Here is a 21683-nt window from a genome sequence, read left to right as displayed (position 1 = left end):
TGCCGATCCAAGTAAGGGGCGTGCCAATTGGTGCGCCCTTTTAGCTGGCAACTGGTGTGGTCCCCTTGCCCTGCCCCTTTGGGACCATTACGTCTGCCCTTCAGTCACAAACGGAACCAGTACCATGTCCCAGCCCCTAGATGCGCTCACAAAATCACTGCTGCGGGCGGCAGGCAAAGCGGGTGCCGACGGTGCGGATGCCAAAGCCGTAAGGGCCACATCGGTATCCGTTGATGTGCGCGGCGGCGCATTGGAACAGGCCGAACGGGCCGAAGGCATCGACATTGGTTTGCGGGTCTTTGTGGGCCAAAGATCGGCAAATGTATCGGCCTCGGACACATCAGACCGGACGATCGAAGAAATGGCAGCACGTGCTGTCGCAATGGCCAAAGAGGCACCGGAGGATCCACATAGTGGTCTTGCCGCACCGGATCAACTTGCGACAGATTGGGACATCGACGCACTTGAGCTTTACGATGCCACACCTGAACCTTCCCCCGCTGATCTGCAACAGGATGCTGTATTGGCTGAGGCGGCGGCATTGGCGGTCAAAGGTGTTGCACAGGTGCAGTCGGCAAGTGCCGGGTACAGTGCACAAGAAGTCCATTTTGCCACAACGAATGGATTTAAAGGTGGGTACGCCCGCACGGATCGTGGCCTGTCTTGTGTCGCCATTGCCGGTACAGGCAGCGGGATGGAACGAGACTATGACGGTGACAGCCGCATTTTTCAAAGCGATCTGCGCGATCCACGCGATATCGGCACGTCAGCGGGCGAAAGGGCGTTGCGCAGGCTGGACGCGCGCAAACCGCCGACGGGCGCTTATCCGGTGCTCTTTGATGAACGTATCTCATCGTCATTGATCGGCCATCTTCTTGGGGCCGTCAACGGTATGGCAATCGCGCGCGGTGCCTCATGGCTGCGGGACGCATTGGGTCAGCCCGTTCTGCCCGATACTCTGTCGCTGATCGAAGACCCTCATCGCCCCCGGACCAGCGGTTCGCGCCCATTTGACGGTGAAGGGTTGCCAACGGCCCGACGGTTGATTGTTGAGAATGGCGTTCTGCAGGGCTGGACGCTTGATCTGGCAACGGCGCGGAAACTCGGGCTGTCCTCTACGGGGAATGCCGCACGCAGCACGTCATCAGGACCAACTCCGACAAACTGGAATATTGAACTGACCCAAGGCGAAAAAACCCGTGATGACCTGATCCGCGACATGGGCACAGGTTTGTTGGTGACATCTTTGATCGGCAGCACCATCAACCCCAACAATGGGGATTATTCGCGTGGCGCATCTGGTCTTTGGATTGAGAACGGCGAGATCACGCATGCGGTCAATGAATGTACAATTGCGGGAAATCTGCGGGACATGCTGCGCGCGATCGTGCCAGCCAATGACGCGCGCGCGCATCTGTCACGTGTTGTCCCGTCATTGTTGGTATCAGGAATGACCCTTGCCGGGGCGTGATTTGTCTTTGTTGATAGATGCGGCGCGGATGGCGGGCCGGGTCGCGACCAGCTTTGTGGGGCGCACGGCACAGCGTTGGGACAAACCCGGCGGTGCCGGTCCCGTAACAGAGGCTGATTTGGCGGTAAACGATTTGCTACGCTCTGTGCTCAGCTTGGCCCGTCCGGAGTACGGATGGCTGTCAGAAGAGACCGAGGATAACGACAAACGCCTTTCCAAAGAACATGTGTTTATCATTGACCCCATTGATGGCACCCGAAGCTTTGTCGAAGGGTCGAACACCTGGGCACATTCGCTTGCCATCGCAAGAAACGGCATTGTCACCGCTGCGGTTGTCTATCTGCCGATGCGCGAAAAGCTATACGCTGCGGGTTTGGGCATCGGTGCCACGCTGAACGCCAAACCGATTGCAGCATCACAAATATCAGAACTTTCAGGCGCGACAGTGCTCGCGGCGCGCCCCGCAATGATAGCAGATCATTGGATATCCAAAACTGAACCCATTTTTAAGCGGAGCTATCGCCCCTCACTGGCGTACCGCCTTGCCTTGGTGGCCGATGGGCGCTTTGACGCTATGATCACCCTGCGCCGCAGTTGGGAATGGGACATCGCCGCAGGTGCATTGATTGTGTCAGAGGCAGGTGGGGCATGCAGCGATCAACAGGGGACGGCATTGTTGTTCAATAACCGTGATCCACGGCTGAACGGTGTTGTCGCGGGCGGGTCGAACGTGCACACCGCTTTGATAGACGCTCTTGCGTGACGTGCCCCATCTGATACGCAAAGACCCGAGCTCATTGATGAAAGGATAATATCCATGACCCAACGCCTGCACCTTGTCTTTGGCGGTGAACTGGTGACCCCCACCGAAACTGCGTTCAAGAATGTGGATGATATTCATGTTGTTGGCATCTTTGCCGACTATGCATCGGCATATGACGCCTGGAAGAACGAGGCCCAGCGCACCGTGGATAATGCGCACATGCGTTATTTCATCGCGCATCTGCACCGCTTGCGTGACGAAGAAACGGCCGCATCATCGACCGAAGAACTGGGATAAATCACACATGGCTCAGTCGCTGGGGTTGACGGCGTATCGGGCTTTGGCCCGGCGGAGCGAGGCGCGCATGGACACGCCCGCAACGCCCCGCCCCGATGGCGAACTGGTGTGGATACACGCCGCTGAGCCCGGCAATCTGATCGCTGTCCAAGACCTTGCACTGCGACTTTGTGCAAACCGGGTCGGGTTGAATGTGTTGATTACCTTGCCCGAAGAAACAACACAGCCGAGCCGCATTGCCGTCCCTCACGATGCAGTGTTGATTGTGCAAAACGTGCCAAATGAGCATCCCGGCAGTGTTGCCGCGTTTCTGGACCACTGGCAGCCTGATCTCTGCGTCTGGGTCTGGGGCGCGCTGCGTCCAAACCTGATCTTGGAGGCCGCTGAAAGGAAATGCCCGTTGATCATGATAGATGCCGATACCAAAGGCTTCGATGGTCGCAGGGATAGATGGTTGTCGAAGCTGACAAAGAATATGTTGAGCCGTTTTGAGGCCATCCTGACCCGCTCCGACGCTGGCCAGCGGCGGCTGGTCCAACTGGGTCTCAGGCGCGAAGATATTGAGGTCACATCGCCGTTGATGGCTGGTGGGCAAACGCTGCTTTGTGCCGATTCAGATCTGGCAGAATTGTCGGCGGCTCTCGCTGGGCGCCCAGTTTGGTTTGCCGCCCACGTTTTGGGACAAGAAGCCCCGGTTGTTCTGGCCGCGCACCGCAAAGCGCTGCGGCTTTCACATCGGCTGTTGCTGATCATTCATCCCGCAGATGCGGGCGATGCAGATGCGATCACAGAACATGCCAGTGAGAATGGTCTTAATGTGATCCGATGGGGTGGTGCCAATAATCCCGACGATTCAACGCAGGTGATGATTGCCGATGATCCGCATGATTTGGGGCTCTTTTTTCGCGTGGCACCGGTGTCGTTTCTTGGCTCATCCTTGATGTCTGAAAAGGGCGGCTCCGATCCCTTTGAAGCAGCGGCCCTTGGATCAGCAGTTCTGTACGGCCCTAAAGTGCGGCACTTCATGCCATCCTACACGCGGCTCGCTGCGGCGGGTGCCGCGCGGATTGTGAATGACGCGGATGCGCTTGGCACTGCGGTGTCGCATCTGATCGCAGCAGATCAGGCCGCCGCGATGGCGCATGCGGGATGGGACGTCATCAGCCAAGGAGCCGCATTGATGGACCGGGTTATTGATCTGGTGCAGGACGCGCTTGATAAACGGGCCGGGCAACCGTGAGCCGCGCCCCCGCCTTTTGGCACCTGCCCAAACCTGATTGGCGGGCACGGGCATTACGCCCGTTGGGCGTGGCATATGCGATGGCAACAGCGCGACGGCTGAAAAAGGGCGTACCGATCACGTTGGACATACCCACGGTATGCGTCGGCAACATCAACGCGGGCGGTACCGGAAAGACGCCGACTGCCATTGCCGTCGTTGATCATCTGCGCGGGCTTTTCCATGAACCGCACATCGTCTCTCGGGGCTATGGGGGAACACTTGAGGGGCCTGTGCGCGTTGATCCCGCCCGGCACAAAGCGGCGGATGTCGGTGATGAACCATTGCTGCTTGCTGCATTTGCCGAAGTTTGGGTGGCGCGTGACCGCGCCGCAGGTGCGCGGGCAGCACAGGATGCCGGTGCAAGTGTTGTGGTTTTTGACGATGGGTTTCAAAACCCAGCGGTACATTATGACCTCAGCATTGTCGTGGTGGATGCACAAAAGGGATTTGGCAACGGCCTTTGTCTGCCTGCTGGACCTCTGCGGGAACCTGTTGAAATGGGTCTCAAACGGGCCGATCTGATATTGTCGATTGGTGATGATGCCGCGCAAAGTGGTTTTGACACAGCGCAGCTGCCTGCCCAATTGCCTCATGTCCGTGCCACGCTAAAACCCCTTAAGACTGGCATGGATTGGACGGATATGCGGGCATTGGCCTTTGCCGGCATCGGGCACCCAGAAAAATTCTTTGCCACATTACGAGGATTGGGGGCGACCCTTGTGCAGTGCGAAGCGCTGGACGACCACCAACCCCTGACAGCAGCATTAATGGCCCGCCTGGAGGCGGATGCCGCACTGCGCGGGGCGCAATTGGTGACAACAGAGAAAGATGCCGTGCGGCTTCCCGCAACATTTCGGACCAAAGTCATCACATTGCCGGTGCGGTTGGAGTTTCCTGAGGATAACGCGCTCTTTGCCTCTTTGAGGGCATTGCCCAAGCCAAAGTAACCCTCGGAAACTATAAATTCCCTAGGCCGTTTTTCGTCGGGGCCAACGTCTGATCATCAATTGTCCTCGCCCAGCTTTGGTGATGGACGATGCAGGGACAGTTCCGCGTCAGAAAACGTAAACGGCGAGCGCAGCCCCGGTACACCGTCCAACTCGATCTGCATGCCACGGGCAACGACCTGTGGGTCTGCCATCACATCTGCCATGTCGTTAATCGGCCCTGCGGGCACATTATGCGCTTCACACGCTGCCAAAAGATCATCCCGCGTGCGAATTTGCGTCGCTGCATTCAGATGGCGGATCATGTCAGGTCGGTTGGCAACCCGGTCCGCGTTCTTCGCGTATTCCGGGGCCGTTGCCATGTCATCCAGACCCAAAAGCCGACACAGCCGTTGGTATTGACCATCATTACCCGTCGCGATGATCAGATGGCCGTCACTGCATGCAAAAACTTCATAGGGGGTAAGGTTTGGATGCGCATTGCCCATCCGCTTTGGTGCCTTGCCTGTCGTCAAATAGTTCATCGCCTGATTTCCGGTGATGGCCACAGCACAATCCAGCAAGGACATGTCAATGTGTTGGCCCCTTGCGGTATGCGCGCGTTGATGAACGGCGGCGAGAATGGCCGTGGTGGCATACACCCCAGTGAAAACATCCGTAATGGCCATGCCGGATTTCTGCGGTTGGCCATCAGGATCGCCGGTGATGGACATCAGGCCAGACATACCTTGGATAATAAAGTCATATCCGGCGCGGTGGGCATAGGGGCCCGTGTGGCCGAAGCCGGTGATCGAACAATAAATCAGCTTTGGAAATTGCGCCGCAAGGCTGGCGTAATCCAACCCATATTTCGCAAGACCGCCGGTCTTGAAATTCTCAATCAGGATATCCGCGTCACGCAGCAACTCCTTGACATGCGCCTGCCCCTCGGGCGTGCGAAAATCGATTGTCACCGACGCTTTGCCACGATTGGTCGAATGGAAATAGGCTGCGGACACATCATCATCACGCGTGACAAAGGGTGGTCCCCATTGCCGCGTGTCGTCGCCATCCGGGCTTTCTACCTTGATGACTTCACAGCCAAGATCGGCCAGCGTCTGACCGGCCCATGGGCCAGCCAGAACACGCGCCATTTCAACTACTTTGAGACCCGCTAATGGTGCCGCCATCAGCCGTCAATTGCCGCATCGATCAGATCTTTCATGTCACTGTATGACATGTTCGAATACTTTGTGCCGTTGATCAAAAAGCTGGGCGTCGAGGTCACATCATCTGCCTCGCGGTTCTGCTTTTCCCATGCAACAAGAGTTTCTGCTGTGCCTGCGTCTTTCAGACAAGCGTCAAGCGCTTCAGCATCAATCCCGGCGAGCCGGCCAATCTTGCCCAATTCGCCAGCAATCGCAGCAGGTTCACCGGCGCGGGTCCATTCAGGTTGCCCTTTGTAAATCAGGTCTGCGATCCCAAAGTATTTGTCCGGGCCACCACACCGCGCCACCATCGATGCCCAAAGGCCAAACCGATCAAAATAGACCTCGCGGTAAACAAAATTGATTTTGCCTGTGTCGATGTAATCTGCCTTGAGCTGTTTGAACGGTCCTGCGTGAAACGCCGCACAATGGGGGCAGGTGAACGACGCGTATTCAGTGACAGTGACCGGGGCATCGGGGTTACCGATCATCATGTCCTGAATGGCTGACGTATCAACATCGGCTGTTTGTGCATTGGCGGCATTGGCCAGCGGATTTACGGGTGTGGAGTTGGGGCTCATGCTGCTGCTTAAGGCCCAACCGCCGACACCGAGTACGGCCAATACGGAGAGAATAACGTTTCTGCGGTTCATCTGGTTTTCCTTTGTCGGCTTTTCAGCGTTTCATCTTGTTCAATATGTTCTCACCCAGGCGCGCAAGGGCATCGCGCAGACCATCGTCCGAAACAGGCTTTGTTGCCTCTGCCGCTTTTTGACGCAGGGCGGGATCAGGAGGGGCAGTGTCGATGGTCGGTTTCTGGTGACCAAAGGCCACCTTGCCTTCGGCAAACCCTGATGCGGCGGTTTGGGTGATGCGAACCCGCGCGATGGCGTTGTAGCCATAAACAGCGTTCACCTTGGTGCGCAATTGTTCCTTTTGCATTTCCAGCATCGGGGCGTTCGACCCCGTCGTCAGCAAGGTCAATGTTGCCCCCATCCCGCCACGCCCATAGCTGATTTCGACGGGCTGCGCGATGGCCGCCGTTGCCGTGCCTGCGATTTCAGCCCATTGCGTCAGCAAACGCGACTGCGCGAAACCACGGGATTCAGATGCATGCCGGATTTGTCCGGATAGCAAGCTGTCTGTGCGTTTGAACCCTTTTGTGCTGGTGCGCCGCGGCGGCATGACTATGTTCCTCAGGTGATCTGGTCCTACATAACCTGCCTGACCCTTCGCACCAACCCATGACCCCATCAGGAGCCATAAATATTGCGTGACACTGCACCGACAAACGACCTGCCGCGCATCTTGCTGGACTGGTACGATGTGCATGCCCGCGACATGCCGTGGCGCGTTGTTCCATCTGCGCGCAAGGCAGGTGCCCTGCCCGATCCTTATCGTGTGTGGATGAGCGAAATCATGTTGCAGCAGACCACCGTTGCAACGGTGCGCGATTATTTCACACGGTTCGTGACGCGCTGGCCCACTGTGGCCGATCTGGCCGCAGCACAAGATGCCGATGTGATGGGCGAATGGGCGGGTCTTGGGTATTATGCGCGTGCGCGCAATCTGCTGAAATGCGCGCGTGCAGTCGTCGATCAGTATGGCGGCACCTTTCCGGCGGATCACGCGGCTTTGCTCACGCTGCCGGGCATTGGTCCTTATACGGCTGCGGCATTGTCATCGATCGCATTCGATTTGCCGCATACGGTGCTGGACGGCAATGTTGAACGGGTGATGGCGCGGATGTACGACATTCATACGCCCCTGCCCACCGCCAAGCCCGACCTGATGGCCAAGGCTGAGGCGCTGACCCCGACGGAACGCCCCGGCGATTATGCGCAGGCTGTCATGGATCTGGGGGCAACCATATGCAGCCCAAAATCACCGGCATGCGGCATCTGCCCATGGCGTGATCCTTGCGCGGCGCGGGCGGCAGGGACCGCATCCGAACTTCCTAAAAAAACGCCGAAAAAGGCAAAGCCTGTGCGACATGGTACTGTTTATCTGGCCCAGCGTGACGACGGCGCCTGGTTATTGGAAACCCGCCCGGACAAAGGATTGTTGGGGGGCATGCTGGGCTGGCCCGGTTCCGATTGGTTGGATGTGCGCCATGATCGGCCCGAGGGGATACCGCCTATCGGAGCCAAGTGGCAGGACCTGCCCGGTGAAGTACGGCATACTTTTACACATTTTCATTTGATCCTGACCGTCAAAATTGCCCAAGTTGACGCCAGTACCGCCGCTGCATCAGGACAATTCATCCCCCGCGACCAATTTCGTCCCTCTGATCTGCCGACCGTGATGCGCAAGGCATTTGATTTGTCGCAGGGCGAGCGCAGCGTCACAGCTATGAGCACATCACATTCTGCGCTATATGGCACCGAATAGGACAAGAGGTTCGTCACCATGGCCAAGCAGCATCAAATCATCGCCCCTGCCGATCTTGCGCGGATGTCGCGTGTTTTGCCGTTTTGGCTGTCGCTTGGCCTGATCCCGTTGACGTGGTTTTGTGCGCTGCAAGGCGGATGGACCATTGCCCTTTTGCCGCTGATGACCTGGATGTTATTTTCGCTGCTCGATCAAATCGTCGGGCTGAACCTTGAGAATGCCGATCTTGAAGCGACCGACGAAGACCTTTTTTGGTACCGACTTGTCACGCTGATCTGGGTGCCGTTGCAATTTATCACGTTGTTTGGCCTGCTTTGGTATGCCCCGCGCGCCGATCATCTGGGTACGGCAGAGCGGGTATTTTTATTCTTTGGCGTGGGCGTGATTACCGGCACCATAGGTATCAATTACAGTCACGAATTGATGCATCAAAAGAACAAGCTGGAGCGATTTTTGGGCGACGCATTGTTGGCCATGGTGCTTTATTCGCATTTCCGATCCGAGCATCTGTTGGTGCACCACCGCTATGTGGCAACCCCACGTGATACTGTGACAGCCCATTACAACGAAGGTTTTTACCGCTTCTATCCGCGTGTCCTCAAGCAATCGTTGAAATCCGCGTTCCGGGCCGAAGCGCAGATGTTGGCGCGCAAGGAGTTGCCGTGGACAAATCTGAATAACCCGTTTTTCAAATACTGGGCGCTACAGGGCGGGTTTTTGTTGTTGGCGCTAATCCTGGGCGGATGGTCCGGACTGGTGCTGTTTTTGGTTCAGGCAGGTGTCGCGATCTGGCAGTTGGAGCTGGTGAATTATATTGAACATTACGGTTTGACCCGGAAACATCTGGGGGGCGGCAAGTACGAACACGTGCAGCCTCGGCATTCCTGGAACGCCGCGCAAAAGGCTTCAAACTGGCTCTTGATCAATCTGCAACGTCATTCCGACCATCACTTTAAACCAGATCGCCGTTTCCCCGTGCTGCAGACCTATGGAGCGGATCAGGCTCCACAATTGCCGTTTGGGTATCCGATCATGACGATCGCAGCGATGTTTCCACCACTCTGGCGGCGGATCATGAACCCGCGGGTGCGCAAATGGCGCGACATGTATTATCCCGAAATCACCAACTGGCAGGCTTACAACAAAGGCACGACCCCGATGCCACGCTAGATCCTGCGAACAGTATCTTAATACTTCTCTGCCACAAAAATGCGGTCCATGGTGAGAAGGGGACGTGATGAAACATCCGGCATCAGCAAGAACCGCTGCGCAGCAAAGAACCTGTCTGATCGTTGAAGACAGTGATTTTGACCGCGAAAAGATGACCCGTGTGCTGAACAGAACCATGGGAAAGATAAATGTTGAGGTTGCCACCACCCTTCGTTCGGCGCGGCTTGCCCTGTCGAACGCTGAGGTGTCGTTGATCCTGCTGGACAATAATTTGCCGGACGGCCTAGGCGCGAATTTCGCGCTCGAACTGTCCCTTGATGCGCGCCTTTCTGTAATTCCAGTTATTCTTGTAAGCGATTGGCCTTCTCCTTTCATGTGGGAAAAAGCCGCTTCAGCAGGTGTTCTATACGTGTTGAACAAGGGCGAATTTGATGCCCGTTACGTTCACGCGGCACTCAAGATGGGATCAGCGCGGCGCACCAAAATGAACTTGGCCCATTGAGGTTCAAAAAAGGCCCCGCCAAAAAGGCGAGGCCAAGGTGAGTGCCATTCAATGCGAACCTTCATCTGGAAGGCCGCAGGCACCGGCGGTGTTCAGTTTTCGGTAAGTCAGTTGGCCATTTCGGCCCTGATCTGTTGACGAAGGATGTCGATTGGCACCCGTTTGCCATCTTTTTTATAGCACCAATATGTCCAGCCATTGCAGCTTGGTGCCTTTTCATAAGCCGCGCCAACCTGGTGAATGGATCCTTTGACGTCACTGCCAATCAATGTCCCATCCGCGCGAACCTTGGCTTTATAGCGCCCGTTCATTGAAAACAGCTCTTCTCCAGGGCGCAACATGCCGCGTTCAACCAGTTGACCAAAGGGTACGCGAGGTTCGGCGCGCTTTGATGTGGTTGTCTGCAACGCCTCTTTGTCGAACTTCCGCACCTTGCTGATGCGTTTTGTTGCGACCTTGCGATATGCTTCTTCCCGCTCAATACCGATGAAATCGCGGCCCAGCATTTTGGCAACGGCCCCTGTCGTACCTGTGCCAAAGAACGGATCAAGGACCACATCGCCAGGGTTGGTCGAGCCGACTAAGACGCGATGCAAAAGGCTTTCTGGTTTCTGGGTTGGATGAGCCTTGTCCCCTGCGTCATCTTTTAACCGCTCGTGGCCCGTGCAGATCGGCAAAACCCAATCGCTGCGCATCTGGATGCCTTCGTTCAGCGCCTTGAGGGCCTCGTAATTGAACGTGTACTTGGCATTCTCATCTTTGCCAGCCCAGATCATTGTCTCATGAGCATTGGTAAAGCGTTTGCCACGGAAATTTGGCATCGGATTCGACTTGCGCCAAACGACATCATTCAGAATCCAATAGCCTTGATCCTGCAACGCGGCTCCAACACGGAAAATGTTGTGATAGCTTCCAATGACCCAGATCGCCCCGTTGGGTTTCAGCAAACGGCGCGCCGCCTTCAGCCACGCCTTGGTGAATTTGTCATAGATTGCAAAACTGGCAAACTGGTCCCACTCGTCGTCCACAGCATCCACTTTGGAGTTGTCAGGACGGTGCAAATCACCCCGCAATTGAAGGTTATATGGCGGATCCGCAAAGATCAGATCAATGCTCTCCGCAGGCAGTGCATTCATTGCTTCAATGCAGTCACCCGCAAGGATGGTGTTCAACGGAAGCGCACCAGCGCCCTTTGTCATTGTCTTCATATATCTGCCTCTGTCCCCGGCACATTTTGTGCTCGTTGGTTGAGGGACAGGATGATTCAAAGGGGATTCGCGGTCAATTTCTTTTTTGAATCAATCGCTTAAGTTTTTATCTTGATACAACATCTTGTGGACGGGTTTAAACAAACGTCTATGGTGTGGGGTCACACCCAAATTCTGCAGCGCCTCCATGTGTCTTTTTGACCCGTATCCCATGTTAGTTTCCCAACCATACCCCGGATGCTGTTGCGCCAAGGACAACATGACACAATCCCGACATATTTTGGCCATAATTGAAGCCGCCGAAATCGACTGTGATCGCGCGTCCCCCTTGATGATCGTCTCGGCAGGAACTGTCAGCCCGTTTGGCACCATGTTGCCGTCGATCAGCACATAGTCCGCTGCCTGCCTCAGTCCCTCCAACGCCCGTATCATGGCAAGGTGACTGGCCCGCAAAATATTCAGTTCTTCGATTTCCTCGACCGATGCGTGGGCGATGCTGACGTCAGCGACCTCCATTATCTCTTCGTAAAGACGCGCACGGGTTTTCTTGGTCAGCTTTTTAGAATCGTTCAGGCCCTGCGGGATACATGCTGGGTCCAACACCACAGCCGCAGCAGTCACCGGACCGGCCAACGGCCCACGGCCCACTTCGTCAACGCCAGCGATGCGCACATAACCGCGTGCATGGGCGCGGCGTTCAAATTCAAAATCTGGTTTCATAGATGTCTCAAAACGCAAGACAGCCCAAACCGCAAGGCTTGGGCTGTCTGCATTGTCTGTTACTCGTTAAAAAATATGGAAGGGAAAGGTGCCCGAACAACTTTCCCTTCCTGTCCGGGCAACAGGGACGTGTTGCCCGGATCGGCGACGGGATTATCCGCGCGCCAATCGGTATCCCGCGTCGCGCAAGCACCTGGCCTGATACCCTGTGCGTTTCCCGTTGTAGGTTTTCACCCGTACCTTGCAGTGTTGTGGCAAACGGTTTGCGTGGCGGAAATTATTCTGGAGGCAGCGGTTGCCGAACATCCGAACCGGGCCGCTGCGGGTATCAAAACTGCGAAAGCATTGGCTTGGCAGCAATTTGTCGTTGCGGACATGTCTGGGCAGCGGGCGGGGCTGGATGTGCTGGTTGTAGCGGCGCTGCTGCACCCGCGGCTGGTTGTAGCGATGCGGCGCTGTATAAACCGGCGCTGTGTGACGACGCGTTACTTCGCGTTCCTTTTTCTTATTGTTGTCGTGAATGATCTTCCCGACAACAGCGATGCCCAAAATCGCGGCCAATGCCCGGGCCACGTCTCTGTCATCTGCGTATGCCGGGGCCGAACCAAGTGCAGTGATGGCGATCGACGCGGCTGCAACAGTAGCAATGAATTTGCGGTACATGGTTTGATCCTTTCAAAGTGTGGCACCTGACATCGTGAAGGGCGCTTTGTGGTCGTCGTGGGACCAATCTGGGTTTTGATGCTCAGACAGGCAATAACATCGCCATGTTATCCAATAGCAGCCACGCCAAGTGCTTTTGGATATTGAATAACCAGCGGCAAAAGCGCAAAACACCGCCTATGAAAAACATTACGCTTTCCCTTTTTACGGCACTTGTTGTTGGCTTGGCGCTGCCGGCCACAGCAGCCAATTGCTATGCCGATTATAAGGCGAAGCAGGACAATCCGTTGCGTCTGCATTACGGTGTTGCGCAGTTGACGGGTGCCTGCGATGCAGCTTCTGCACAGACCGAATTGGCGGAACGCCTTGCCAGGCAGGGTTGGAAATTGCTGAATATCGTTTCGGTCTTCGGCGACGAAGGCTTGGCACAAAGGAGAGACAGTGCAGGACCAAACTACCTCCGCTTCTAAGATGCGCCGCGTTGGTGGCCGGTTCGTGGGTGGTGGCATCGCTGCCATTGTCGCCGTTCTTCTGATCGGTATCGTGGTCTTGTTCTGGGCCTTGCCGGACGCCAATGTCTTTAACGCTCAGGTAGAACGTATTTTCATTGAAAATGACGACCTGAATACTGGTGCCGAGATCAAATTGCTGGAAATTCTCGCACAATCCGGCACGGCGTTTTCAGACACCCTCGCCAGCTACCGCGTGGTGATTATGGTGCTTTTGTTGTTCGCCACAGCCATGCTGATTGCCGCCATGGTATTCCTCGTCATGTTGATCGGCTTCAACCGCCGCATGGCACAGATTGAACGTGTCGGCATTCAGGTGAATTCCCTGCTGATCAGTCGCGAAGAAAACACTGTTTACATCAACAACCTCGGTTTCAAACTGACCGCCGCCGCCATGGAAACCATGTCGGTGCTGGCCGAGGCACGGATGGATGATGACGTGATGTCCGGGTCTGAAATCGAAGGTGTCATTTCCGGCCGAAACGCATCGGATTGTGACGAAGCTGCCGGGGCTACGCGTATCAAGCGCCTGCGCGATACGCTTGGAAACCAAATAGTTGCAGAGCTGCTCGTCAAGAATATAGCACGGCGTGGCTACATGCTGGCCATCGACAAGGACGTGATCAAAGTCATCTGATTTACACTGATGCTGCTTCATTGTTCTTCAAATACACTCATCCCAGATCACAAACAGGTGCCAACTTGCCTATTTGTGCACTTGGACAGAAGCTGGTTCAGCGCATCACTGTCATTCTGGCTCTATTTGTAGACGCGGTTCACAGCGACCTATGGGCTGCGACGGCTCCACACCGTTCGACGCGCAAAGCAACGGCACCCCTCTGGTCAATTCACAAGATCCATGTCTAGGGTGCGCCGACAATCAGACCGAGGATCACGCAGATGCCAGCACCGATAAATCCCTTCAAGACAGCACTGCGCGCGGGAAAAACTGTTTTTGGATGTTGGCTCGGTCTTGCCGATACTTTTAGTGCTGAATTGATGGGGACTGCTGGTTTCGACTGGCTGGTCATTGACGGCGAACATGCACCAAATGACCTGCGTTCCATTCTGGCTCAGCTGCAAGTCCTTGAAGCCAGCCCAAGTCACGCAATTGTCCGTGTGCCCACAGGCGAGACTTACCTGATGAAACAGGTTCTGGATGCCGGTGCGCAAACCGTTCTGGTGCCGATGGTCGACAGCGCCGATCAGGCGCGCCAGCTGGTGCGCGATGTTACCTATCCGCCGCATGGGGATCGTGGCGTTGGCTATGCGCTTACCCGTGCGTCTGCCTTTGCCCAGATCGCTGATTACGGGACCACGGCAGATGAACAGGTGTGCCTGCTGGTTCAGGTCGAAAGCCTGAAAGGGCTTGCCGCTTTGGACGCGATATTGGCGATTGACGGGATTGATGGTGTGTTTATCGGCCCTGCCGATCTGGCCGCTGATATGGGGCATATGGGCAATTCATTACAGCCCGATGTGCAGAACAAGATTATGGATGCGCTGCGCCGCATCGCTGCTGCCGGCAAGGCACCGGGCATCCTGTCGACCGACGATGCAATGACACAAAATGCTTTGAAGGCAGGCGCAAGGTTTGTTGCCGTTGGTGCGGACAGCCTGCTGCTCGGCCAAGCAGCGCGACGGCTTGCTGACAAATGGGTAGGGTCCAGCATATGAACGCAGGTATCTTCCTTCTGGGACTGGCTTATGTCCTTAGCCAGTTCTTTCGTGTCTTCCTTGCCGTGCTCGCACCCGTTCTTGAACGCGATGTCGGGGCAACGCCGGATGACTTGGCGTTTGCCTCTGGCATGTGGTTTTTGGCATTTGCTGCGATGCAGATCCCTGTTGGTTGGGCGCTTGATACCGTCGGCCCGCGGCGCACCGCAGGGTGGCTTTTGCTGGCGGGCGGCTGTGGTGGAGCGGCAGTCTTTGCGCTGGCAACATCTCCCGCGCACATCGACATCGCAATGGCGTTGATTGGTGTGGGCTGCTCCCCGGTTCTGATGGCCTCGTATTACATCTTTGCGCGCGATCATCCGCCGGCACAATTCGCCGTCCTGGCATCGCTTATGGTGGGGCTGGGCAGCGTCGGAAACCTGGTTGCCTCCTATCCCATGGCGCTTGCCGAAGAAACGATTGGCTGGCGCGCATCCCTTTGGGCCTTGGGGGGTGTTTCGGCATGTGTGGCCTTTGGGACGCTTGTTCTGGTCAAGGATCCCATCAGAATCATCGGCGAAACCAAAGGATCGTTGGCTGAGTTGTTTCGCCTGCGGGCGTTGTGGTTCATTTTTCCTCTGATCGGTGTCAGCTATGCGATTTCCATCGCGGTGCGCGGCCTTTGGATTGGCCCCTACCTTGCGGGTGTTTTTGGCGCAGATACTGCGACGATCGGGCGTGCGACACTCATCATGGGGCTTGCGATGATTGCAGGGACTTTGGCTTACGGGCCACTTGATAAGGCGCTGCGGTCACGCAAATGGATGATTGCAGGCGGCTCCTTCGCTGCTCTGATCGCAGCAGTGGTTCTGATCATCATCCCCTCCCAGTCGGCCGGGCTGTCCATTGCGATGATGTGCGCGATTGGCTTTTTCGGGGCAACCTATCCGGTGATTATGGCCCATGGTCGCAGCTTTCTGCCGCCACATCTGATCGGCCGAGGCGTGACCATGCTCAATCTCTTCAGCATAGGGGGCGTCGGCCTTTTGCAGTTCCTGTCAGGGAACGTGTTCAGCAGCGCAGTGCCCGCCGCGACCACGTCAGACCCCTTTGTTGCCGTGTTCACGCTATTTGCCATGTCTCTGGCTGTTGGTTTGGTAATTTATCTTTTCAGCAGTGACAGCCCCAACTAACACGCCTCCAGCCCTTTCCCTTGGTGCACAAGCGCGCTAAAGGGCAGCGACCATCACACATCAATTTTGGAGAAATCAGATGGGTTATCGCATCGCCGTCGTTGGTGCCACTGGTAATGTGGGCCGCGAAATGCTGAATATTCTGGCTGAACGCCAGTTCCCCGTGGACGAGATCGTGGCCCTGGCCAGCCGAAAATCTATGGGTTCTGAGGTTAGCTTTGGCGATAAGACGATCAAGACAAAGGACCTTGATACATTTGATTTCAAAGGCTGGGACATTGCGTTGTTCGCAGTCGGCTCTGAAGCGACCAAGAAATACGCGCCTTCCGCGGCCAAGGCCGGCTGCGTTGTCATCGACAACTCGTCGCTTTATCGCTACGACCCCGATGTACCGTTGATTGTGCCGGAAGTGAATCCGGAGGCGGTGCATGGGTATTCAAAGAAAAATATCATTGCCAACCCCAATTGCTCAACCGCGCAGATGGTTGTTGCACTTAAGCCCCTGCATGATCGTGCAACGATCAAGCGTGTGGTGGTCAGCACCTATCAATCGGTGTCCGGTGCAGGCAAGGAAGGCATTGACGAGCTTTGGGATCAAACCAAGTCGATCTATAATCCGGTCGACAACAAGCCACCGACAAAATTCACCAAGCAGATCGCTTTCAACGTGATCCCGCACATTGACGTGTTCCTGGAAGACGGATCCACCAAAGAAGAGTGGAAGATGGTGGCGGAGACCAAGAAGATCGTGGATAAATCGATCAAGGTTACTGCAACCTGCGTGCGGGTGCCGGTCTTCGTAGGCCACTCGGAAGCCATCAACATTGAGTTTGAGGACCACCTGGACGAGGCAGAAGCCCGCGAGATCCTGCGCGCGGCACCCGGTGTCATGGTGATCGACAAGCGTGAGGACGGTGGCTATGTCACGCCAGTTGAATGCGTCGGAGATTTCGCCACATTCATCAGCCGCATTCGCCAAGACAGCACCATCGATAACGGCCTGAACCTGTGGTGCGTCAGCGACAATCTTCGTAAGGGTGCCGCGCTGAATGCCGTTCAGATTGCCGAACTGCTGGGACGCGAAGTGCTGAAAAAGGGGTAAACCTGACACAGGTTTCTCAAGCGTGCCGCTTTTGATCTCAACGATCAGAAGCGGCATTTTTATGTTTTTTTTCCAAAAGCTGCCCGCGTCGCATCCGAGAATCGCTTAACGATTCGTTACCCTGCGAAGGTCATGCAAAAACGATTGTTTCCAAACCAATATAAATCTTGGCATAGACATGTTATCAATTGGCAAACTTGGCGACAATCCCGTGTCAAAATTGTGATTCAACAAATTCTAGACACAAGAATGAACGATTCCCGCCAGATTTCAATTCAATCATGAGTAGGTATTCGGTAGTTGGTTTGGTGAGTGAGTTCGGGCAAGTCCTCTCTTGAATCAATTGGAGGACAAGCGTCATCCAGCCCGTACACCCTTCACCCCCAGCAGCTAGCGGATGGAAATTTTCCAGCGTCAGATGGCATTCATGCGAATGCTTTGGCGCGGACGAAAATACGTAGCCATGGGGATGGTTGCACTTAAAAACAAGGCGAATTCGCCTGCTGCAAGGAAGGAAAACATGTGAACAACGTCATCTCTTTCAAAAAGTGTACCAATAATCGCAAGCGTGCGGTTATTCAGAAATTATCCGACAATGTCGTGTCTCTTATGGAATGGAAGACCACGCCACGGGCCCTTCGAACCCCGAACGGAGTTTTCTTCATCACATCCGTCCTGGCGCAGCCCGGAAACCTCGCCTGATCCCTCCCTCTCTCACAATCAAAATTCCTTAGGAGAACACAATGAACACTTCACTCTATGAAACAGCCCGCCAGAACCGCACCGCAGCTCTTGAAACACTTCGCCTCAAAAAGCAGGTAAGCCAAAGCGAAGGTCAGGTGCTTTGCCTTCGATCCATGCGCGAAAAAATGGCCGCCAAGCCGGTTTTCAGGTCTGTCAGAGTGTACCGCTTTGAAGAGCGCCGCGCAGCGTAATCAGCTGGGGATCATGATCATGTATCGCGGTCCCGCCGAAATAGAAAAGGCTTGGCCCCCTGTTTTGCCAAGTCGGAATGGGAAGGGCAATGGCAGCGGCCCTTCCCATTCCTAAAGTTCTTCAGCCCGCAGTGGATCGGGACGGATCAAGATCGTAAATCCGTCCTAATTCGTTGTCCTGCCGACAAAGAAAGCGCCAATCTATTGGTCAGCCGACCCATTCAGCCTGACCTCAGACAGATTGAAACATCTTTGTCTCGGGGCTGTAATATTCCAACCCACCCTCGCCAATATCGGTCCACAGGCCATGCAGGCTCAGATCGCCGGCCTGCACCAGTTCGTTGATCCAAGGGAACGTCATCAGGTTTTCGAGCGATATCATCACCGCGTGCTTTTCAAGTTGCCGCAGCTGGTCATTGGCATCTTTAATGTCCGCAACGACCTCGTACTTTGGCCGCAGAATATCCATCCAACGACCAACAAAGCTGTCCTTTGCCTCAAGCTCGGGCGCTTTGCCCTGGCACATGTCGATGCATCCCTGCACCCCACCGCAATTGGAATGCCCAAGGACAATCAGATGGGCCACTTTGAGGACCCGCACGGCATATTCAACGGCAGCAGACGTACCGTGGTGATCGCCATCAGGCTGATACGGCGGCACAAGGTTGGCAATGTTGCGATGGATAAAGAATTCACCCTGATCCGCGCCGAAAATCGACGTTACATGAACGCGGCTGTCACAACACGAGATCACCATCGCGCGCGGTCGCTGACCCTCGGCGGCCAACCTGCGATACCAAGATTGATTGTCGGCATATCCGGTTGCCTTCCACCCATGATAGCGTTGCAGCAAGTACGCTGGCAGTGGCTTTGCCTTGTTCATTTCGGCCCCGTCCCTTCACTCTATTGCCCATGCGATATCGCAAATTCTGCGACAATTCGAGGGAAAATGCGTTTGTGCTTCAATCATTTGAATACTTGTTCGGGCCATAGTGCAAATCTGCCGTGGGGGCTGATTATGGGGTGAGAGACAATGCAGGTACTGCAAATTAGACCATTGGAACAAGTGAACCTCGATCAGGAACGTCTGGGCGCGCTTTACTCGCAATTGGGCGAAGCAAGCGCCGAGGACATCGTTTGCCGTGCGCTTGAGGAACTTGCACTCAGGATGTCACATTGTGACCGGCTATACCGCGAACAAAACTGGCCAGATTTGCGTAAAAATACACGGTCTTTGATCGCAATCGCAGATCAGATCGGCATGCAAAAGCTGGCTCAGGTTGCGGGGGATGTCACGCGATGCATTGACGCTGGCGACACCAACGGCCTTGCCGCCACGCTGTCGCGGTTGCTGCGGATTGGTGAAAAGTCCCTGACCACCATTTGGGATATGCAAGACTTGAAAATCTGACGGCTTGCGAGCATCTCAGGAAAGGCTAGGCTATGCAAATAACCCCGTCAGCCTGAAAGGCCGAACATGCCTGCGACCTTTGCACCTTCCTCTGATACCGCAATTCCATTGCAAGTGATTGCCGAAGACGCTTTGGCAGAGTGGTTGGGTGACCAACCGACGACCACCAAGTCTTGGGTGAATGCACATGGTTTCACGGGTGGTTTGGGTCAGGCTTTGACCGTCAGCGATCGTGCCGGAATGCCAGCCCTTGCGCTTGCAGGATATGGAACCGAGGCATCGCGTCGGCGCGGCCGGTTTGCGCTTGCGGCGGCGACGATGAAACTGCCCAAGGGTGCCTATCGCATCATTGGTGGATTGCCCGAAGATCAGGTGGCGAACGAGGCTTTAGGCTGGCTCTTGTCCGGATATCGGTTTGACCGCTACCGCAAACAAACTGGACTGGTCGCAGGTCTTGTTACCCCTGATGGTATTGACGCGGCCCTGATTGAGGCTTTGGTCGCGGGTGAAATCCTGACCCGTGATCTGATTAACACGCCAGCGTCTGACATGGGCCCACCAGACCTTGAACAAGCCGCACGCGATTTGGCGGATCAACATGGTGCCTCAATTCATGTGACGATGGGTGACGACCTGTTAGCCCAGAATTTCCCGATGATTCACACTGTGGGCCGCGCTGCCGACCGCGCACCTCGGTTGATCGACATGCGCTGGGGCAAAGCGGGGCCAAAGCTGACGCTGGTTGGCAAGGGCGTTTGTTTCGATACCGGGGGGCTGAACCTGAAACCCAGTGCGTCGATGGGGTTGATGAAAAAGGACATGGGCGGGGCGGCGGCTGTTCTGGGGCTGGCGCATATGATCATGGCCACGGGCCTGAAACTGCAATTGCGGGTTCTGATCCCAGCGGTCGAAAATGCAGTAGCCGGCAATGCGTTTCGTCCCCAGGATATCCTGACGTCCCGCAAGGGCCTGACAGTTGAGATTAACAACACCGATGCAGAAGGACGGTTGGTGCTGGCGGATGCGCTGGCGTTTGCAGACGAGGAAAAGCCAGATCAGATCATTTCGATGGCGACGCTGACCGGTGCTGCACGCGTGGCTGTCGGGCCCGACCTTGTCCCTTACTTCAGCGACGATCCGGGATTTGTTCGGTCGCTTGAGGATGCGGCCACGCAGCATGCGGACCCTGTTTGGCGGCTGCCCTTTCATACCCCTTATGAAACGATGATCGAACCCGGTATCGCGGATTTGGACAACGCGCCCAAGGGCGGTTTTGCGGGGTGTATCACCGCCGCATTGTTCCTGCGCCGATTTGTTACGGACAGCCCCTATGCCCATTTTGATCTGTTCGGATGGCAACCCAGCGACGCACCGGCCCGGCCTAAAGGAGGCGTGGGTCAGGCAACGCGGGCTCTTTATGCGGCGCTCGGCCCGCTGTTAAAATTATGAGCGACCAGCGCACCACACCTGATCCTGCTCAGATCACGCAGCGCGATCCAGCGCAGATTGTGTTGGCGGTGTCGGACCTTTGCCGCACGCCCGATGGGCCACGCGTCCGGCAGTTGATCTTCGGTGACAGCGTCGTGGTGCTCAACACTCGTGATGGGTGGTGCTACGTGCAGGCGGACAAAGACGGCTATTGTGGCCACATCAGATCATCCACTTTGGGTGCTTTGCTGCGGCCAAGCCACAAGGTGACTGCGCCCGCCACCCACATTTATGAACGGCCAGATTTTAAGTCACCCAACCTTTTGGGCCTAAGTTTCGGCAGCCAGTTGCAGGTCACGGGCAAGACAGAAAAATTTGCACAGATCGACGCTGGTTTTGTGCCTTTGCCCCATTTGGCAGAGGTTGATACCTATGCCACAGATCCCGCCACCGTCTGCGCACTCTTTCTGGGAACACCCTATCTTTGGGGTGGCAACAGCAGGGAAGGCATTGATTGTTCCGGGCTCGTCCAAGCCGCCCTCTTGGCCTGCGCCATCCCCTGTCCCGGGGATAGTGATCAACAACAAAGTATCGGAGCCGCCGCGACAGGCCCTTATCAGCGGAACGATCTGATATTTTGGAAGGGGCACGTGGCGCTGGTCGTCGATGCGGATACACTCATCCATGCAAATGCGTACACAATGTCCGTCACCAATGAACCGATCACTGCCGCCATCAAAAGGATCAGCGAGCAGGGTGACGGCCCCGTTACGGCGCATCGTCGGTTATGACGCGCCAAGACAACGTTCGAAGTGACCCAAAATACCCCTGCACAATTGTCGCCGCCA

Annotated in this window: 24 protein-coding genes; 17 read left to right on the top strand and 7 right to left on the bottom strand. The window is 55.8% G+C overall.

What is annotated here, in order from left to right; genetic code table 11:
- Positions 1 to 124 precede the first annotated feature (124 nt).
- Genes C1J02_RS02345 through lpxK form a run of 5 tightly spaced genes read left to right on the top strand, consistent with a single transcriptional unit; the run spans position 125 to position 4760 of the window.
- Positions 125 to 1471, top strand: a complete 1347-nt coding sequence (locus tag C1J02_RS02345) for a TldD/PmbA family protein (RefSeq protein WP_114876972.1) — start codon at positions 125 to 127, stop codon at positions 1469 to 1471.
- Complete coding sequence (locus C1J02_RS02340; protein ID WP_114876971.1) at positions 1458 to 2234, top strand: 3'(2'),5'-bisphosphate nucleotidase CysQ; 777 nt, start codon at positions 1458 to 1460, stop codon at positions 2232 to 2234. The genes C1J02_RS02345 and C1J02_RS02340 overlap by 14 nt, the downstream gene beginning before the upstream one ends.
- A 54-nt stretch (positions 2235 to 2288) precedes the next feature.
- The gene (locus C1J02_RS02335) at positions 2289 to 2531 is read left to right on the top strand and encodes a DUF4170 domain-containing protein (RefSeq protein ID WP_114876970.1); all 243 of its coding nucleotides are present in this window, start codon (positions 2289 to 2291) and stop codon (positions 2529 to 2531) included.
- A gap of 7 nt (positions 2532 to 2538) precedes the next feature.
- The gene (locus tag C1J02_RS02330; protein ID WP_114876969.1) at positions 2539 to 3771 is read left to right on the top strand and encodes a 3-deoxy-D-manno-octulosonic acid transferase; all 1233 of its coding nucleotides are present in this window, start codon (positions 2539 to 2541) and stop codon (positions 3769 to 3771) included.
- The gene (gene lpxK, locus C1J02_RS02325; protein ID WP_114876968.1) at positions 3768 to 4760 is read left to right on the top strand and encodes a tetraacyldisaccharide 4'-kinase; all 993 of its coding nucleotides are present in this window, start codon (positions 3768 to 3770) and stop codon (positions 4758 to 4760) included. Before C1J02_RS02330 ends, lpxK begins: the two co-directional genes overlap by 4 nt.
- Before the next feature lie 56 nt (positions 4761 to 4816).
- On the opposite strand, the gene C1J02_RS02320 is transcribed toward lpxK, so the two are convergent.
- The 3 genes from C1J02_RS02320 to C1J02_RS02310 are packed head-to-tail and all read right to left on the bottom strand — an operon-like array spanning position 4817 to position 7132.
- Entirely contained in the window at positions 4817 to 5929 is a 1113-nt protein-coding gene (locus C1J02_RS02320; protein WP_114876967.1) for a CaiB/BaiF CoA-transferase family protein, read from the bottom strand.
- A complete protein-coding gene (locus C1J02_RS02315; protein WP_114876966.1) occupies positions 5929 to 6600 on the bottom strand; it encodes a DsbA family protein in 672 nt (223 codons plus the stop codon). The genes C1J02_RS02320 and C1J02_RS02315 overlap by 1 nt, the downstream gene beginning before the upstream one ends.
- A gap of 22 nt (positions 6601 to 6622) precedes the next feature.
- Positions 6623 to 7132 carry a DUF721 domain-containing protein gene (locus tag C1J02_RS02310; RefSeq protein ID WP_114876965.1) on the bottom strand — a complete coding sequence of 170 codons (510 nt, stop codon included), beginning with the start codon at positions 7130 to 7132 and terminating at the stop codon, positions 6623 to 6625.
- 84 nt (positions 7133 to 7216) lie between these two features.
- Here C1J02_RS02310 and mutY point away from each other — a divergent pair, with 84 nt between their 5' ends.
- From mutY to C1J02_RS02295, 3 genes are all read left to right on the top strand, one after another.
- Positions 7217 to 8338, top strand: coding sequence for an A/G-specific adenine glycosylase (gene mutY / locus C1J02_RS02305; RefSeq protein WP_114876964.1), 1122 nt, complete (start codon positions 7217 to 7219; stop codon positions 8336 to 8338).
- Between the two features lie 18 nt (positions 8339 to 8356).
- A complete protein-coding gene (locus tag C1J02_RS02300; protein WP_114876963.1) occupies positions 8357 to 9508 on the top strand; it encodes an alkane 1-monooxygenase in 1152 nt (383 codons plus the stop codon).
- Positions 9509 to 9575: 67 nt separating this feature from the next.
- Entirely contained in the window at positions 9576 to 10010 is a 435-nt protein-coding gene (locus C1J02_RS02295) for a response regulator (RefSeq protein ID WP_114876962.1), read from the top strand.
- 107 nt (positions 10011 to 10117) lie between these two features.
- On the opposite strand, the gene C1J02_RS02290 is transcribed toward C1J02_RS02295, so the two are convergent.
- From C1J02_RS02290 to C1J02_RS02280, 3 genes are all read right to left on the bottom strand, one after another.
- Positions 10118 to 11218: a site-specific DNA-methyltransferase gene (locus C1J02_RS02290; protein WP_114876961.1), complete on the bottom strand. Its 1101-nt coding sequence runs from the start codon at positions 11216 to 11218 to the stop codon at positions 10118 to 10120.
- A 90-nt stretch (positions 11219 to 11308) separates the two neighbouring features.
- Positions 11309 to 11938 (bottom strand): ribonuclease HII, encoded by a 630-nt coding sequence (locus C1J02_RS02285; RefSeq protein WP_114876960.1) that lies wholly within the window; start codon positions 11936 to 11938, stop codon positions 11309 to 11311.
- A 153-nt stretch (positions 11939 to 12091) separates the two neighbouring features.
- Complete coding sequence (locus C1J02_RS02280; RefSeq protein WP_114876959.1) at positions 12092 to 12601, bottom strand: hypothetical protein; 510 nt, start codon at positions 12599 to 12601, stop codon at positions 12092 to 12094.
- Positions 12602 to 12780: 179 nt separating this feature from the next.
- Between C1J02_RS02280 and C1J02_RS02275 the strand changes: the two genes are divergently transcribed.
- The 6 genes from C1J02_RS02275 (at position 12781) to C1J02_RS02250 (ending at position 17996) form a co-directional block, all read left to right on the top strand.
- Complete coding sequence (locus tag C1J02_RS02275; protein WP_114876958.1) at positions 12781 to 13071, top strand: hypothetical protein; 291 nt, start codon at positions 12781 to 12783, stop codon at positions 13069 to 13071.
- On the top strand, positions 13043 to 13747 hold the full coding sequence (locus C1J02_RS02270; RefSeq protein WP_254693183.1) for a hypothetical protein: 705 nt from the start codon (positions 13043 to 13045) through the stop codon (positions 13745 to 13747). The genes C1J02_RS02275 and C1J02_RS02270 overlap by 29 nt, the downstream gene beginning before the upstream one ends.
- Before the next feature lie 263 nt (positions 13748 to 14010).
- A complete protein-coding gene (locus tag C1J02_RS02265) occupies positions 14011 to 14787 on the top strand; it encodes an aldolase/citrate lyase family protein (RefSeq protein ID WP_114876956.1) in 777 nt (258 codons plus the stop codon).
- Positions 14784 to 15959, top strand: a complete 1176-nt coding sequence (locus C1J02_RS02260; protein WP_114876955.1) for an MFS transporter — start codon at positions 14784 to 14786, stop codon at positions 15957 to 15959. Before C1J02_RS02265 ends, C1J02_RS02260 begins: the two co-directional genes overlap by 4 nt.
- 79 nt (positions 15960 to 16038) lie before the next feature.
- A complete protein-coding gene (locus C1J02_RS02255) occupies positions 16039 to 17061 on the top strand; it encodes an aspartate-semialdehyde dehydrogenase (protein WP_114876954.1) in 1023 nt (340 codons plus the stop codon).
- Positions 17062 to 17804: 743 nt separating this feature from the next.
- Positions 17805 to 17996: a hypothetical protein gene (locus C1J02_RS02250; RefSeq protein WP_114876953.1), complete on the top strand. Its 192-nt coding sequence runs from the start codon at positions 17805 to 17807 to the stop codon at positions 17994 to 17996.
- A gap of 232 nt (positions 17997 to 18228) precedes the next feature.
- On the opposite strand, the gene C1J02_RS02245 is transcribed toward C1J02_RS02250, so the two are convergent.
- On the bottom strand, positions 18229 to 18879 hold the full coding sequence (locus tag C1J02_RS02245; protein ID WP_114876952.1) for a carbonic anhydrase: 651 nt from the start codon (positions 18877 to 18879) through the stop codon (positions 18229 to 18231).
- A 150-nt stretch (positions 18880 to 19029) separates the two neighbouring features.
- Here C1J02_RS02245 and C1J02_RS02240 point away from each other — a divergent pair, with 150 nt between their 5' ends.
- The 3 genes from C1J02_RS02240 to C1J02_RS02230 all read left to right on the top strand — a co-directional run bounded on the left by C1J02_RS02240 (position 19030) and on the right by C1J02_RS02230 (position 21626).
- The gene (locus tag C1J02_RS02240) at positions 19030 to 19407 is read left to right on the top strand and encodes a hypothetical protein (protein ID WP_114876951.1); all 378 of its coding nucleotides are present in this window, start codon (positions 19030 to 19032) and stop codon (positions 19405 to 19407) included.
- A 66-nt stretch (positions 19408 to 19473) separates the two neighbouring features.
- A complete protein-coding gene (locus C1J02_RS02235; protein ID WP_114876950.1) occupies positions 19474 to 20856 on the top strand; it encodes a M17 family metallopeptidase in 1383 nt (460 codons plus the stop codon).
- Entirely contained in the window at positions 20853 to 21626 is a 774-nt protein-coding gene (locus C1J02_RS02230; RefSeq protein WP_114876949.1) for an NlpC/P60 family protein, read from the top strand. Before C1J02_RS02235 ends, C1J02_RS02230 begins: the two co-directional genes overlap by 4 nt.
- The last annotated feature ends 57 nt before the right edge of the window (positions 21627 to 21683 follow it).

It is taken from the genome of Sulfitobacter sp. SK011, from assembly GCF_003352065.1.
GTDB lineage: Bacteria > Pseudomonadota > Alphaproteobacteria > Rhodobacterales > Rhodobacteraceae > Sulfitobacter.
The sequence above is the reverse complement of the archived record's forward strand: the minus strand, read 5'-3'. Positions and strand labels throughout refer to the sequence as shown.